This window comes from Streptomyces sp. NPDC059255, from assembly GCF_042752355.1.
GTDB lineage: Bacteria > Actinomycetota > Actinomycetes > Streptomycetales > Streptomycetaceae > Streptomyces.
This window is the reverse complement of the sequence record NZ_JBHYZP010000005.1, coordinates 141864-154566: the sequence shown is the minus strand read 5'-3', so window position 1 is coordinate 154566 and position 12703 is coordinate 141864. Positions and strand designations below refer to the sequence as shown.

General features: G+C 66.9%; 10 protein-coding genes and 1 pseudogene. 4 read left to right on the top strand and 7 right to left on the bottom strand.

The window, feature by feature from the left end:
• Window positions 1-264: 264 nt before the first annotated feature.
• Window positions 265-1794 carry an amino acid permease gene (locus tag ACFXKG_RS09490; protein ID WP_384834873.1) on the bottom strand — a complete coding sequence of 510 codons (1530 nt, stop codon included), beginning with the start codon at window positions 1792-1794 and terminating at the stop codon, window positions 265-267.
• A 41-nt stretch (window positions 1795-1835) separates the two neighbouring features.
• The gene (locus ACFXKG_RS09485) at window positions 1836-2687 is read right to left on the bottom strand and encodes a hypothetical protein (RefSeq protein ID WP_384834870.1); all 852 of its coding nucleotides are present in this window, start codon (window positions 2685-2687) and stop codon (window positions 1836-1838) included.
• A gap of 541 nt (window positions 2688-3228) precedes the next feature.
• Between ACFXKG_RS09485 and aspS the strand changes: the two genes are divergently transcribed.
• On the top strand, window positions 3229-4539 hold the full coding sequence (aspS, locus tag ACFXKG_RS09480) for an aspartate--tRNA(Asn) ligase (RefSeq protein ID WP_384834867.1): 1311 nt from the start codon (window positions 3229-3231) through the stop codon (window positions 4537-4539).
• A 58-nt stretch (window positions 4540-4597) separates the two neighbouring features.
• Here the strand turns inward: aspS and ACFXKG_RS09475 are convergent, their stop codons facing one another.
• The 5 genes from ACFXKG_RS09475 to ACFXKG_RS09455 form a co-directional block, all read right to left on the bottom strand.
• Entirely contained in the window at window positions 4598-5368 is a 771-nt protein-coding gene (locus ACFXKG_RS09475; protein ID WP_384834864.1) for a hypothetical protein, read from the bottom strand.
• Window positions 5365-6309 carry a radical SAM protein gene (locus ACFXKG_RS09470; protein WP_384834861.1) on the bottom strand — a complete coding sequence of 315 codons (945 nt, stop codon included), beginning with the start codon at window positions 6307-6309 and terminating at the stop codon, window positions 5365-5367. Before ACFXKG_RS09470 ends, ACFXKG_RS09475 begins: the two co-directional genes overlap by 4 nt.
• Entirely contained in the window at window positions 6306-7607 is a 1302-nt protein-coding gene (locus ACFXKG_RS09465; protein ID WP_384834858.1) for a radical SAM protein, read from the bottom strand. The genes ACFXKG_RS09470 and ACFXKG_RS09465 overlap by 4 nt, the downstream gene beginning before the upstream one ends.
• A 5-nt stretch (window positions 7608-7612) precedes the next feature.
• Window positions 7613-7972 (bottom strand): hypothetical protein, encoded by a 360-nt coding sequence (locus ACFXKG_RS09460; protein ID WP_365806336.1) that lies wholly within the window; start codon window positions 7970-7972, stop codon window positions 7613-7615.
• A gap of 714 nt (window positions 7973-8686) precedes the next feature.
• The gene (locus ACFXKG_RS09455) at window positions 8687-9916 is read right to left on the bottom strand and encodes a helix-turn-helix domain-containing protein (protein ID WP_384834855.1); all 1230 of its coding nucleotides are present in this window, start codon (window positions 9914-9916) and stop codon (window positions 8687-8689) included.
• A gap of 427 nt (window positions 9917-10343) precedes the next feature.
• Between ACFXKG_RS09455 and ACFXKG_RS09450 the strand changes: the two genes are divergently transcribed.
• From ACFXKG_RS09450 to ACFXKG_RS09440, 3 genes and pseudogenes are all read left to right on the top strand, one after another.
• Entirely contained in the window at window positions 10344-11111 is a 768-nt protein-coding gene (locus ACFXKG_RS09450) for a serine hydrolase domain-containing protein (protein WP_384834852.1), read from the top strand.
• Window positions 11112-11261: 150 nt separating this feature from the next.
• A protein-coding gene (locus ACFXKG_RS09445) for an IS5 family transposase (RefSeq protein WP_384834849.1) occupies window positions 11262-12193 on the top strand; the annotation gives its coding sequence in 2 pieces (ribosomal slippage) (window positions 11262-11639 and window positions 11642-12193; 930 coding nt in all).
• 14 nt (window positions 12194-12207) lie between these two features.
• Window positions 12208-12420, top strand: a pseudogene (locus ACFXKG_RS09440) (esterase); the annotation flags it as partial.
• Window positions 12421-12703: the final 283 nt, after the last annotated feature.

Sequence of the window (12703 nt, the reverse complement as noted above, 5' to 3'; positions counted from 1 at the left end):
TGCTCCCGGGCCGGCAGGAAGTCGCGCACACGGGAGTTGCGCTGTCGGCGGCGCAGGTCGCTGGCGAGTTGGCGAAACAGGGTAGCGCTGCGAGGCGAGCGCACGGCGTCGAGTCGGTCAATGGCGATCTGACAGCACAGACAAGCTGGGCGTGAGCCGCTCCAGGACCTCCTGTCTCACGACGTGAGCCAGGCCCCGTGCCACGTGCGCGGCTGGGGCCGCAGCCCCAGCCGTGCCTCGTCGAGAACTCGACGGCGCCGCGCCCTATGGGCGAGCGGCTTCCCGCCTGCGTGTACGTTCGCGGTCTGGCCGAGAATTGCGGGGACGGGTGGGGTTGAGGAACCACTTGCGGGCTGAGGCAAGCCACCAGATTCCGCAGAAGGCGACCACGACGCCGACCGCGATCGGGGCGTAGTTGAAGGTCTTCGCCGTGACCGGTGCGCTCTGCGGCAGCATGAACAGCACCGTGATCACCAAGACCCACATGACGGCGATCGTGCCGACGATGGTGGACCAGGAGCCGAGGTGCCAGGGGCCGCGCTCGAACCGATCCCCTTGACGCAACCGGAGGAACGTGGGAATCACGTAGGCGATGTAGAGGCCGATGGTCGCGATCGAGGTGACAGCCGCGTAGGCGGTGCTGTTCCACAGGTAGGGCAGGCCGAGGGCGAAGGCGCCGCCCGTGGCGAGCCAGACGGCGTTGGTGGGGGTACGCGTGGCGGGGTTGAGCTTGTGCCACGTCGAGGAGAAGGGCAGAGCGCCGTCACGAGAGAACGCGTAGATCATGCGGGAGTTGGCGGTCACGGACGCCATCCCGCAGAAGAGCTGGGCAACGATAATCACGAGCAGCAGCCACTTGCCGGCCACTGTGCCGAGGGTGTCCATGAGGATCTGTGCCGGGGGCACGCCGGTGTCTGATTCGAGGGCTCCCTCGTAGGACTGGATGGCGTACGTGAATCCGAAGAGGAGGACGAACCCGGCTACGAGGGAGACGAGGATCGAGCGGACGATGCCCTGGGGGCCGGCGGTGGAGGCGTCGATGGTCTCTTCCGTCATGTGGGCCGAGGCGTCGTAGCCAGTGAAGGTGTACTGAGCCATCAACAGCCCGATCAGCACCACGTAGACGCTGGACGAGAAGCCGGTGTTGTTGACGAACTCGCCGAACACGAAGCGCGTCGACTGGTGGTGATCCGGGACGAGGACCAGGGCGCCGCAGATCACGACGACGCCCAGGATGTGCCACCAGATGGACACCTCGTTGAGGAAGGCGACGATGTGCACGCCGAAGGTGTTCAGGACGCCGTGCAGGACGAGGATGATCCCGAACAGCGTGATCGTGTGACCGGGCGTGACGGCAAAGCCGAACTGGAGTTCGAGAAGGGCGTTGAGGAAGTTCGCGGCACCGAAGTCGATGCCCGCGGTGACCGCTATCTGCCCGAGCGTGTTGAACCACCCGGTGAACCACGCCCAGGCCGCCGCCGTGCGCTGGGGGGCCATGCGGTGCGCCCAGAAGTACAGGCCCGCGCTGGTCGGGTAGGAAGAGCAGACCTCGGCCATCGACAGGCCCACGAACAGCGTCATCAGGCCGACGAACAGCCAGCCCCACATGATCACCGCAGGCCCGCCGGTGTTCATGCCATAGCCGTACAGGGTCATGCAGCCGGACAGGATGGAGATGATCGTGAAGCTGACGCCGAAGTTGGCACGGCCGGACATCGAGCGGGAGAGCGTCTGCTGGTAGCCGAGTTGCTTGAGGCGTTCCTCGTCGGAGACGCGGGAGACGTCAAGAGGCATAGGGGTGCCGTCCTTCGTACAGTCGGAGGGTGTGTCAGTGCTCAGCTATGCCGGCGCCGCGGCGGGCTGTAGGCCCAGGCGCGGTGCCGCAGAAACAGTTCGTTGGCCTGGCCGCAGTAGGACCAGGGAACCCGCGTGGCGTAGGAACCGATCGCGTCGAAGACCTCCAGTGCCTCCTGGTGGCGGTTCGCGAACGACAGTGCGTGGGCGAGATAGTTGGCGTCATCGGCGAAACAGGCATGCGGACGCGGTGCGCGGTAACGCCACCAACGCTCCAGCACCGGGTTGACCTGCGGACACTCGATCCAGGGGTGGATTGTCAGCCCGTAGGCTTTCGGGTCCTGTTCCTGGCGGGACCGGTGCGCTTCCGCGAGGACCACGAGGGGCAGGACCGCGATGGGCAGCCCTCTGGGGGCGATGGATGCCTGCTCGTCAGCCCACCACGCCGCCTCGCCCTGCGCGCCGTGGTGGCCGGAGAGCAGGTAGGTGACCACCTCATGATGTGCCTCCCGGTTCCAGGGGTCACGCTGCTTGATCTCCTCCCACACGCGGCCGAGCGTGTTCCGATTGGGGGCGTGCGTACGCAGCAACGCGAGCATGACGACCAGTGGAGCGACATCCTGCGGCCATACGTTCAGCGCGGCGCGGCATGTAGCCCAGGCGTCCTCCATCAGCGTCCGGCCGCTGTCGCGTCCGGCGATCATCGCGCGCAGGGCCTGCACGTTCGCGAGCAGCGCGAGGGCGTGCGGGGAGCGCGGCTCAGCTTTCGCCCAGGTGTCGGCGCACCTGAGCCGCGCCCCGGCTTCGGCGAGAACCTGGAGCCGGAAGATCCGGCGATCCCAGTCCGGCCCGGTCGAGGTCAGCAGATCGCGCGGCCCCTCCCACCGACCCATAGCGGCGTCATCGAGCGCCCGCCGCAAGGGCTCGTCGCCCCTCGCCGGGTGAGTGTCAAGAAGTTGCGGCGCTCTCATCCTTTCTCACCGCCTTGTCCGTTCTCGGCCGCTTGACCGCCGTGCCGCCGGGCGTCGTGCTCCTGCCTTCCTGGCCCCGCAATTCGCATTCGTACGGACCGGCTGGCTCGCGGCCTCGGAAGGCAAGCGCGCTACGGTCGTCGCGCGTTTCCCGATTGCGGACGGGGTCGCGGTGTCCGTATCCTTCCGGGCAACGCGCTGACGGAGATGAGTAGCCAGGGATCACGCGAGCCGAGAGAACCGCCGGAAGCTGGGAAGGCGGTCTCGCGCCCCGAGGTGAAGACCCTCCCGAGCGCGGGGAGGAACGACCCCATCTGGTGGTCCAATGCCCCGCCGGCCGGCCCCCGTCACCGGGCTCGAATGAGGCCGTCACTCTGTGGCGGCGAAAGTGCGGTGGTACCGCGAGTTGCCCTTCTCGCCCGCACTCCCAAGGGATCATGACGACGTCCTCCGGAGGACCGAAATGATCCACAGCCGCGTACACGTCTCCGACCTGCGAGAACACGTGGGCCGTACCGTCTCCGTCTGCGGGTGGGTGAACACCCTGCGCCTGCAGCGCAAGATGCAGTTCGTCATCGTGCGGGACGGCACCGGCCTGGTGCAGGTGACCCACAAGCGCGACGACGGGCCGCTGGAAGCCCAGCTCGAATCCCTCACCGCCGAGTCCGCCGTCCGTATCACCGGCCGCGTCGTCGACGCCGCACAGGTCAACCTGGGCGGCCTGGAGATCGTCCCCGAAGCGGTCGAGATCCTGAACCTGGCCGCCGCCCCGCTGCCGATCGACGAGCACACCGGCCTGGAGCAACGGTTGGACTGGCGGTTCCTGGACGTGCGCCGACGTCCCGCCACCCAGCTGATGTTCGCCGTGCAGACCACCCTGGAGCAGGGGATGCGCGAGTACGCCTACGCGCAAGGCGCCACGGAGATGCACACCCCCAAGCTCATGGGCACCGCCTCGGAGTCCGGCGCGGAGGTCTTCGAACTCGGCTACTTCGCCCGTAGCGCCTACCTGGCTCAATCGCCCCAGTTCTACAAGCAGATGGCGATCTCGTCCGGGATCGACAAGGTCTTCGAGATCGGACCGGTCTTCCGCGCCGAGCCGTCGTTCACCTCCCGGCACGCCACCGAGTTCACGGGAGTCGACGTGGAGCTGGCCTGGATCGACGACGTCGAGGAGGTCATGGCGTTCGAGGAACAGATGCTCGCCCACGCGATCACCCAGGTCGCCGACGCGCACGGGCAGGCAATCCACGAGCTCTTCGGCGTCGAGGTCACCGTCCCCACCACACCCTTCCCGCGCATCACCATGGCCGAGGCGCACGAGATCCTGCGCAAGGGCGGCTGGGACCCTCAGGAGGCCAAGGAGGACCTGGACCCGGAGGGCGAGCGGAACATCTCCGCTCACATCAAGAAGGCCACCGGGCATGACTTCGTGTTCATCACGCACTACCCGGTCGGCATTCGGCCCTTCTACCACATGCGGTCGGCCGCCGACCCGGGCGTGACCCTGAGTTTCGACCTGCTGTGGAAGGGACTGGAGGTCACCACCGGCGCCCAGCGTGAGCACCGCTACGACGTGCTGCTGAAGCAGGCCGCTGAGAAGGGCATGAGCCCCGAGCCGATGCAGGACTACTTCAACGCGTTCCGGTACGGATGCCCGCCGCACGGCGGGCTCGGCATGGGCCTCGGACGGGTGTTGATGGTGCTGCTCGGCCTGGACTCCATCCGCGAGGCCACCTTCCTCTTCCGCGGACCTAACCGGCTGACCCCGTAGCCGGCTGTGGGGTGCGTCCCACGACACGGGCCAGCGCCTTGTGTCGTGGGAGGCGGTCTCAGTAGCGGACATTGCGCAGGTCATGCGTCCACGCCTCGCTCGGGTTCTTGTCCCAGTAGGCCCGCAGCGCCAGCTCCCTCTCGGAGAAGCGGCCCTGGTGGCACAGCCCGCCGTGAGACAGGGTGACGCTCATCGCGAGCGCCGACTCGGTGGTGACCCAGTGCGGTGTCAGCACGTGGCTCCAGAGCTGGTCTCCGGGCCGCATGGTGACGGACTGACGGTCGGCCGCATCGTGATCGGGCGGGTCCTCGCCGGTGGTCTCGCCGATAACCGCCGCTTCGGCCGGAAGATGCTTGTCCGGGTCCTGGTAGCTATGGAAAGTCTTGATGCCATGGACCTGCCAGACCAGGCCGTGGGAGTTGTCGTTGTGGTACGTCGAGGCCGCGCCCTCTGTGGACAGGAACAAGATGGGCGCCAGGCGCTGCCAGGTGAATCCTCGGGCGGACAGATGGACGCGCCAGGGGATCACGACCTCTTCCTGGAAGCCGTCCAGGAGATCGGCGTAGAAGCGGCTGAGGTTGAAGTGCACCAGCCGGAACGGCCAGGTGACGATCTCCTCCATCGGCGCGGTACGAAACGCGGCGGTGCGGTCCATACGCACCTGCCAGTCTTCGTCGCCCAGGATCGTGAACCGGACCTCCGGGTCTTTCCGGAGGAGGTCGAGGACATCGACGGCGGGCAGGAACGTGTAGTCGAAGAGGATGTCGATCGGAAAGTTCGGCGGCTGCCGCCACCGCTGGGTGAAGTCGTCGGGTGTGCTGATCGTCATGGAGCGGTCCATTGGGTTGTGTGGTCGTGCCGCCCTCGCCCCGGCGCCGAGGACGACGCACTCTGGTCGTCGCACGTGGCCGGGGAGCGGCAGATGGCCGTGCAGTCCGGGGTCACCCGGTCCTGCGGCGGAGCGGTCAAGAACTGTTTGATCGCGGCACGGGGCCCATCAACGCTGACTGATGCCTGGCCGTAGGGGCAGCGCCGTATCTGACCGTCGGCGGATACATACGCGGTCGCCGAGCGGCACGGCCACCGCTCGGCTCCGGCGGCGGGGAGCTGCAGATCCCGCAGCTCCCCGAGATACGTCCGGTACCGGTCGGACAGAGTGAAGTAGCGGCCCAGAACGTTGGCGTCGAGGTGCTGCTGCGCCAGATAGTCCTTCACCGACCTACTGTCCCTGCGTAGGGCACGCTCATCGAGGACGACGGGGCTGAACTGGATCTCCACCCCCGACTCAGACACGAGGTCGGCCAGGTCCCGGCACTCGTCGTCTCCCAGACGCCAGCAGGTGACGTGAAGGATCTTGGTCTCGGTGCTGATGGCGCGCAAGGTCGCGATGCCCGATGCCGCCGTACGGTTGGTGCGCCCCAGCAGCATCGCGCCCTGTGAATCGGCGGAGACGCTTACATTCGCCAGCAAAGGCGACACCTCGAAGAGGTTGATGACCTCGGTCACTGTGCGAGCCGATGTCACCATCGACACCAACATGCCGAACTGATGGGCCAGCCGAACGAGCTGCCTGAGCTGCGGGTGGTGGGTCGGTTCCCCGCCGGTCAGACAGATCCCCTCCACGCCCGTCTCCTTCAGCCGGGACAGGGTACGGGTGTAGGTCGCTGTGCTGAGGAAGCCATGAGCGCGGTCAGCCCGGAAACAGAACCCACAGGCCACCTTGCAGTGGCCGGCCGTGGAGATCAGCGCCGTACGGACATCGGTGCTCATTGCACCCCCGTGTGGTCCCACACCGCGATCTCCACGGTGCTCGTGTAGAAGGCGCACATCTCAGGGTCCGGGGTGCTGCCACCGATGAGGGCCTGCTCGTTGCGCGCCGGTCCGCCGCAGACGGCGAGGGCCGGGCAGTCCCCGCACTCGGGGATGGGCGCGACTTTCTTCGCCACGCCGACCAGCAGGCCGGGGTCGGCTCGTAGCTCGTCGAGAGTGTGCAAGAACGACGGCTCGATGAAGTTGATGTCGCACAGGCTTACCCGGTTGCCAGGGAGCAGGGCGGCGTTCAGACTGCGATCGCCTTGCATGTGGTCGAACAGCATCGGACGCCGGGTATCCAGAGCCTGGTAGGCGCGGTCCAGCACGGAGAACAGCATCCCGCCCCGTCCCAGAGCGGCCATACGGGCCTCGTACAGCTCACGGGCCAGGTCAACGCCCTTGACCTGCCAGCGGCCCGAGGTCGGTATGGGCGTGTTGACATAGATGAACCCCAGACCGAGATCATCGATGATCCATCGGACGGTCTCGGCCAGGCGGCCGATGTTCGCGGCCGTCGGCGTGAGATTGCAGCCCACATGCAGGCCCTCGGCTTCGGTGAACCGGACGACGTTTCGGCGAATCCGGTCGTCCGCGGGCTGTCCGCCGAGCAAAAGGCGGTGGGCGGAGTTGATGCCCGGCGGGCCGTCGATGGAGATACCGACGCCGTACTCGTACGCGACAAAGTGGTCGAGAGCCTCGTCCGTCAGGCGGGCGCCGTTGGTGACCACCGTGCGCCGCACCCTCGCCACGTCATAGCGGTCGGCAAGGCTGTCGGCGAGCTGGTCGCCGTACCGCATGAGGTCAAACCGAATGGTCGGCTCACCACCGAACCACTGTATGGACACCTCCTCCTGCCCCGCGTTCTGCTCGAACAGGAACTCCAGCCCTTCATTGAGCTCTTCCTCAGTCATGTCTGGCTCGCCGGTGTTCGTATTGACGAAGCAGTAGGTGCAGGCCATGTTGCAGCGGTTGGTGAGGACCACGCGCAGACCGCTGATGCGGCTGGGGGCTCGGTCGAGACCGAGGAATCGAAGACGGTTACGGAGCGCTTCGCGCCGGTCGGCCACGGGGCCTTCGGGGGTGAAGCCGAGCCCTGCGAGGGCTTCATGAGTCGCGGTCGGGGGGACCCCGGCGAGGTCGTGGACCTCGCCGGGGTCGATGAACACACTGTCCAGTGCGACCGGGTCGAGGAGAACCGCTTCCCCGTCCCGCTCGTACTGGAAGTACTTCCCCCACAGCATCCGGGGGACGGCCATGGTGGTCAGGCCGCCGTTTCCTCTTCGGCGATACCGAGTTCGCCCATGACCGTCCGGACCTTCTCCTCGGCGGCGGCCTGCAGCTTCGCGGACGTGGCCGGCGATCCGCCGTCGGAGAGGACGATCACGCCGGGCAGCGTGGGGTTCGGCACGATGACCGTGATCCCGGCCGGGTCGCTGCCTATGACCATGATCGCGTCCTTCAGTTCGACCCAGTCGGTCCCCTCCTTGAGTGCTTCGATGATGCGGCCCTGGTTTTCCTGGAAGGAGGCGCGCTCGCCCATCCACACGCCCGCCTTGGACTTGGAGTCCACGACGTCCGCGTAGATCAAGTGGTCGTTCTTCTCTCGCCTGGCTTGAGGCATGGCTGATCCTCTCTGTGTGCTGGATGTACTGGAACGCCCCCTTGCGTCCGCCGGGGGCCGGCGGGGACCGCTCCGCTCGGGGAGTTCCGGGCGAAGCGGCACTTGACTGCCCTGCGGCAACCGAGCACGGTGATCCGGCACCGGGATCGGTGGGCCCCGGGCCGCAGAGCAAGTTCTAGAGGGGGCCTTCGCGCTCTCTGCGCGCATTGACCAGGGCACGGTTCAGCCCATCGGGCGGGTTGAGGGCGCGAGGCCCGGCCGGCAGCCGGTACCAGTACAGTCCGGGGCCTGCGGTGCGATCTGCCTGCGGAACAACTACGTGGCAGCTCAGCCCCAGCGCCACCGTTCCCGGTTCGTCCCACCGCGCCGCGGTGCCGAGTGGCGTCAGGAAGTACATCCGCGGCTCACGGCCGCCGTCATCGAGAATGACCGGGCCGACGGGCCGCCCTTGCTCCTCGATGAGCGTTACGGCCCGGCGCCCTACATGTTCAGGCGCACGAATGGCATCCCACCACCTGCCGGCGGGACACAGCTCCGGCTCCCTGCCTGCGGGCATCCACCTCGGCATCCGTGCGGCCGGGATCGCGTCCGGCATAGGAAAGGCCCCCTCACAACTGGGTGTGAGAGGACCATTCCAGTCTCAAGGCAGGTGTGCGCGGACAAACTGTCCGCACCCGAATCGAGCCAACTTCACTCTTGCAAGCGTGGGTTGTGCTATGCGACACCTGCCCAGGCACCGAACGCCGACAACTCGGCGGACGGGTGCGCGTCCATACGCAGCAAGGAACCAGCGGTTTCGCGTACTGATGGGTGGAATCGGGTGTGGTTCGGAGCAATCCTCCGTGCCTGCTTCAGCTCGACGAACGCGCCGCCGCGGTCGCCTTCCGCGAGACGCGCGGACGCCACATCGATGTGGTGGTGGCTGGATCGCTCGCCAACCGTCGCGGTCGGCGGCGCCCACTCGGCTCCGCCTTGGCCCCATTCGGCGAGCCGAGCCAGCGCCTGCTCGCTGTCGCCGGTGTCGATCAGCGCGTGCACCGTGTGAATCCTGATGTTCGTCGGTCCGAAGCTCATCTCGTAGGCGAGGCTGTCCCGGTTACCCGCCATGCGCGCGACCTGCGTCGCCTCCCTCAGAAGCTCCTCCGCTCCCTCCGGGTTGTTCTCCCGCGAATCGACCACCGCGAGCTTCAGCAGAAGCGCTCCGTCGACCGACAGCGCGTCGTCGGTGTACGAACGCTCCGACTGGAGCCGCTCCAGCTCCCCGCGCAGCCCCTTGAGCTTACGGCGGGCCGACTCGGTCGCGCCCTGACGCAGCATCGCCCCTGCCACCAGGAAGGCGGCCGTGACCTGCATGAGGGGATCACCGCTTCGGTCAGCGGCCCACCGCACCCGCTCCAACGCCGTGTTGCCGAGGTCGTGGTGCCCCATCTTGTGGGCGAGGCTGTTGACCGCGCGGTAGGCGCGGGCCAGGTGCCAGAAAGCCTTCTGCTGTTCGTCGCCACGCGAGCCGAGAGCCACGTGGGACAGCTCCGTGATCACCGCGGGCAGCAGCGGGCCCATCGGCACGTACCGTGCGTCACGCCGGAGAGCCGCGATCTGGTCAACCTCGGAGGCCAGGACCGGCAAGGCTCGCGGGCGGGTCTCCAACTCATCGGGCGTATCGAAGCACAGCATGATGCGCCGCAGCTCCGGAATAACGGCGTGGACACCGTCCTCGGCTTCCGGGGCCCCGTAGTACGGCTGACCGGTCAGCACATCCGGGCCGAAGTGCAGTGCCCGCGCCAGAGCCAATATCAGGCTCGGCGTCGCCTTTCGTGCGCCAGACTCCAGCTTCTGGATCAGGCTGGCGGAGACCGCGACCCGCTGGGCAAGCTGCGCGGCGGACAACCCCCGCGTCTTACGTGCCACCCGGAGCCGGTCCCCCAGCATCAAGCTCTCACCCATGTCGAGATCCCCTCGCTGATTGGAGCAATACGGCCAGAGTACGGACTGTGCCCCTGCTCCCAGAAGGCCCGTCACTAAGAGTTAATGGGCCGTCCTTCTTACGCCAAGAGCTCCTGCGTCCCATGCGTCCAGCCATGCCTTGACGTGTAAGTGGTACAAGCGCTCGCGGGCAGGACGGCGCCCTTCTCGTTCTTGGTCGCGGCGTCGCACTCGGCCACGATCCACAGCATGCACCCTGGGCTGCACGGGCGGGCGCTTCGGCCTAGAACCGAGTCGGGCCAATATCACCCCCCTATGTCTCGTCCCATTCTCAGCACAGATCACCTGAGCATGCTCCGCGAGGCTGATTGAAGCGACACGATTAGGGGTACCGGTAGTTCGTCGAGGCCATGTCCCCTGTAGTGGCGTTATCGCTGTCGGCGGCGCGGTGTGCGTGTACCAGTACGGCCGCCCAGTGGTGGACCTATGGGGAGGCGTCGCAGACCCCGAGACCGATCGTCCGTGGACGCGAGACACGCTGCAGCTCGTCTACTCGGCGACCAAGGGGGCAACTACAACCGCGGCACACATGCTGGCCGAGCGCGGTGCGCTGGACCTGGACGCGCCCGCGGCCGAGTACTGGCCGGAGTTCGCCGCGAACGGCAAGGCGGACATCCCGGTGCGCTGGCTGCTGTCCCACCAGGCCGGCTTGATCACACTGGACCAACCCGTCCCGCTGAACGAGGCGTTGGCCTGGCACCCGATGGCGGCCACACTGGCCGCTCAGCGTCCCCAGTGGGTTCCGGGGACGGCGCACGGATATCACGGTCGGACCTGGGGCTGGCTCGTCGGGGAAGTGATCCGCCGGCTATCCGGCCAGACGCCGGGCCGCTTCTTCGCCGACGAGATCGCCACCCCCTCGGACTGGACTTCTTCATTGGACTGCCGACGTGTGAACGCGACCGGGCCAGCCGCATGGTGTACCAGCGACCGGCCGTCGATCTCACCACCGTGCCCGCCGAGTCGGTTCCCGGAGAACTCCGCGAACTCGTCGCCGCTTGGCGGGATCCGAAGTCGTTCAGCAACAGGGCGTACGCAGTCACCGTCCCTGCTGAGATCGACTTCGACTCGCCCGAGGTGCAGGCTGCGGAACTCCCGGCCTCTAACGGCATCGGCACCGCACAAGCACTGGCACGCATGTACGCCGCGCTCATAGGCGAGGTGGACGGCGTGCGCCTACTCACGCCGGAAATTCCAGAGTCTGCGACCAAGGAGCAGACCCGCGGGGAGGACCAAGTGATGCTGATACCTAGGACTTGTCCGGTCGATCATGTGACTACTTCGTGTCTGGGTCGTTGATGTGGACATGGGGCGGGGTGATCTGACAGACGGTGAGTGGGAACGGCTACGGCCGTTCCTGCCGGTCAGCAACAGGCGTTGCGGCAGGTGGCGGGACCACCGGCAGGTGATCGACGGGATTCTGCACCGGGTCCGGACCGGTGTTCAGTGGCGTGACCTGCCCGAACGGTTCGGCCCGTGGAAGACCGTCTATGAACGGCACCGACTGTGGTCGGGCGACGGGACATGGGAGCGTCTGCTCCAGCAGGTCCAGGCCGCCGCCGACGCGGCGGGTGAGATTGACTGGGACATCTCGGTCGACTCCACCATCGTGCGGGCGCACCAGCACGCGGCCGGCGCCCGCACCGACCCGCCGCCGGCACCCGCTTCAAAGGGGGACGAAGTTCCAGAACACCAGGGCGAAACCGCGTGGCAGAGCCTCGTCGCCCGCCTGGTGGAGGTGGTGCGGGAGGTGAGGGCCTGGGCCGCTCGCGCGGCGGGTTCACCACCAAGATCCACCTGAGCGCGGACGGTCGCTGCCGCCCGCTGTCCCTGATCGTCACCCCAGGTCAGCGGGCGGACTGCACTCAGTTCAAATCGGTACTCGAGAAGATCCGCGTCCCGAAGTCCGGCCCGGGCAGGCCCCGCAGGAAGCCGAACAGCGTCGCGGCTGACAAGGCATACAGCAACGGCCCCTGCCGCGAGTACCTGCGGCGCCGGGGCATCCGGCACACGATCCCGGAGAAGACCGACAGCCAGACCGTCCGCCTGCGCAAAGGCTCACGCGGCGGAAGGCCACCCGGCTTCGACGAAGAGCGGTACAAGAAACGCAACACCGTCGAACGGGCCATCAACCGCCTGAAGCAGCACCGGGCGGTGGCCACGCGCTACGACAAGCGTCGTTACGTCTACCTCGGCACCGCAACCGCCGCAGCCCTCACCATCTGGCTCCGAACGTGATCGACCGGACAAGTCCTAGCCGTTTCAGCACCGGATACATGCTGCCCACTGAGACCAACCTCATGACTGGCCAGAATGCCTTCGGTCACACAGGCCGAGGGTGCTCACTCGGCTTCGCCGATCCGGAACATGGCGTCGCTTTCGGTTACGTCATGAACTGCATCATCGGTGGCGACGATGCGCGTGCGACATCGCTGGTAAATGCAGTACGAAGGTCACTGCCGTAACTGAACCCTGTTTCAGGGCAGGTCCTTTACTGTCCGATACAGCAGGAGCATGGCGAGGTAGATCGAATTCTCCCGGCTGGTAGCCAAGTATTCGCGGTCTTCGATTTGCAGCGTCAGCAGTATCAGCTCAGCAAAACGGATGGAGCATGCTCTACTGCTGACTCAACCGCAACTACGAGGCGCTTCCGTCAGCTCCGAAGCCATCATCCACCTCGTCTTGGCCGACCTCATGGCCCTCAGACTCACCCTCTAAGCCATCGCCTCCTGGCGCAATCCGACATCA

What these genes read in the sequence shown, in the direction of transcription:
- ACFXKG_RS09490 (WP_384834873.1), bottom strand. Translation starts at nt 1,794, where the DNA reads ATGCCTCTTGACGTCTCCCGCGTCTCCGACGAGGAACGCCTCAAGCAA.
- ACFXKG_RS09455 (WP_384834855.1), bottom strand. Translation starts at nt 9,916, where the DNA reads ATGGGTGAGAGCTTGATGCTGGGGGACCGGCTCCGGGTGGCACGTAAG.
- ACFXKG_RS09465 (WP_384834858.1), bottom strand. Translation starts at nt 7,607, where the DNA reads ATGGCCGTCCCCCGGATGCTGTGGGGGAAGTACTTCCAGTACGAGCGG.
- aspS (WP_384834867.1), top strand. Translation starts at nt 3,229, where the DNA reads ATGATCCACAGCCGCGTACACGTCTCCGACCTGCGAGAACACGTGGGC.
- ACFXKG_RS09460 (WP_365806336.1), bottom strand. Translation starts at nt 7,972, where the DNA reads ATGCCTCAAGCCAGGCGAGAGAAGAACGACCACTTGATCTACGCGGAC.
- ACFXKG_RS09475 (WP_384834864.1), bottom strand. Translation starts at nt 5,368, where the DNA reads ATGACGATCAGCACACCCGACGACTTCACCCAGCGGTGGCGGCAGCCG.
- ACFXKG_RS09485 (WP_384834870.1), bottom strand. Translation starts at nt 2,687, where the DNA reads ATGGGTCGGTGGGAGGGGCCGCGCGATCTGCTGACCTCGACCGGGCCG.
- ACFXKG_RS09470 (WP_384834861.1), bottom strand. Translation starts at nt 6,309, where the DNA reads ATGAGCACCGATGTCCGTACGGCGCTGATCTCCACGGCCGGCCACTGC.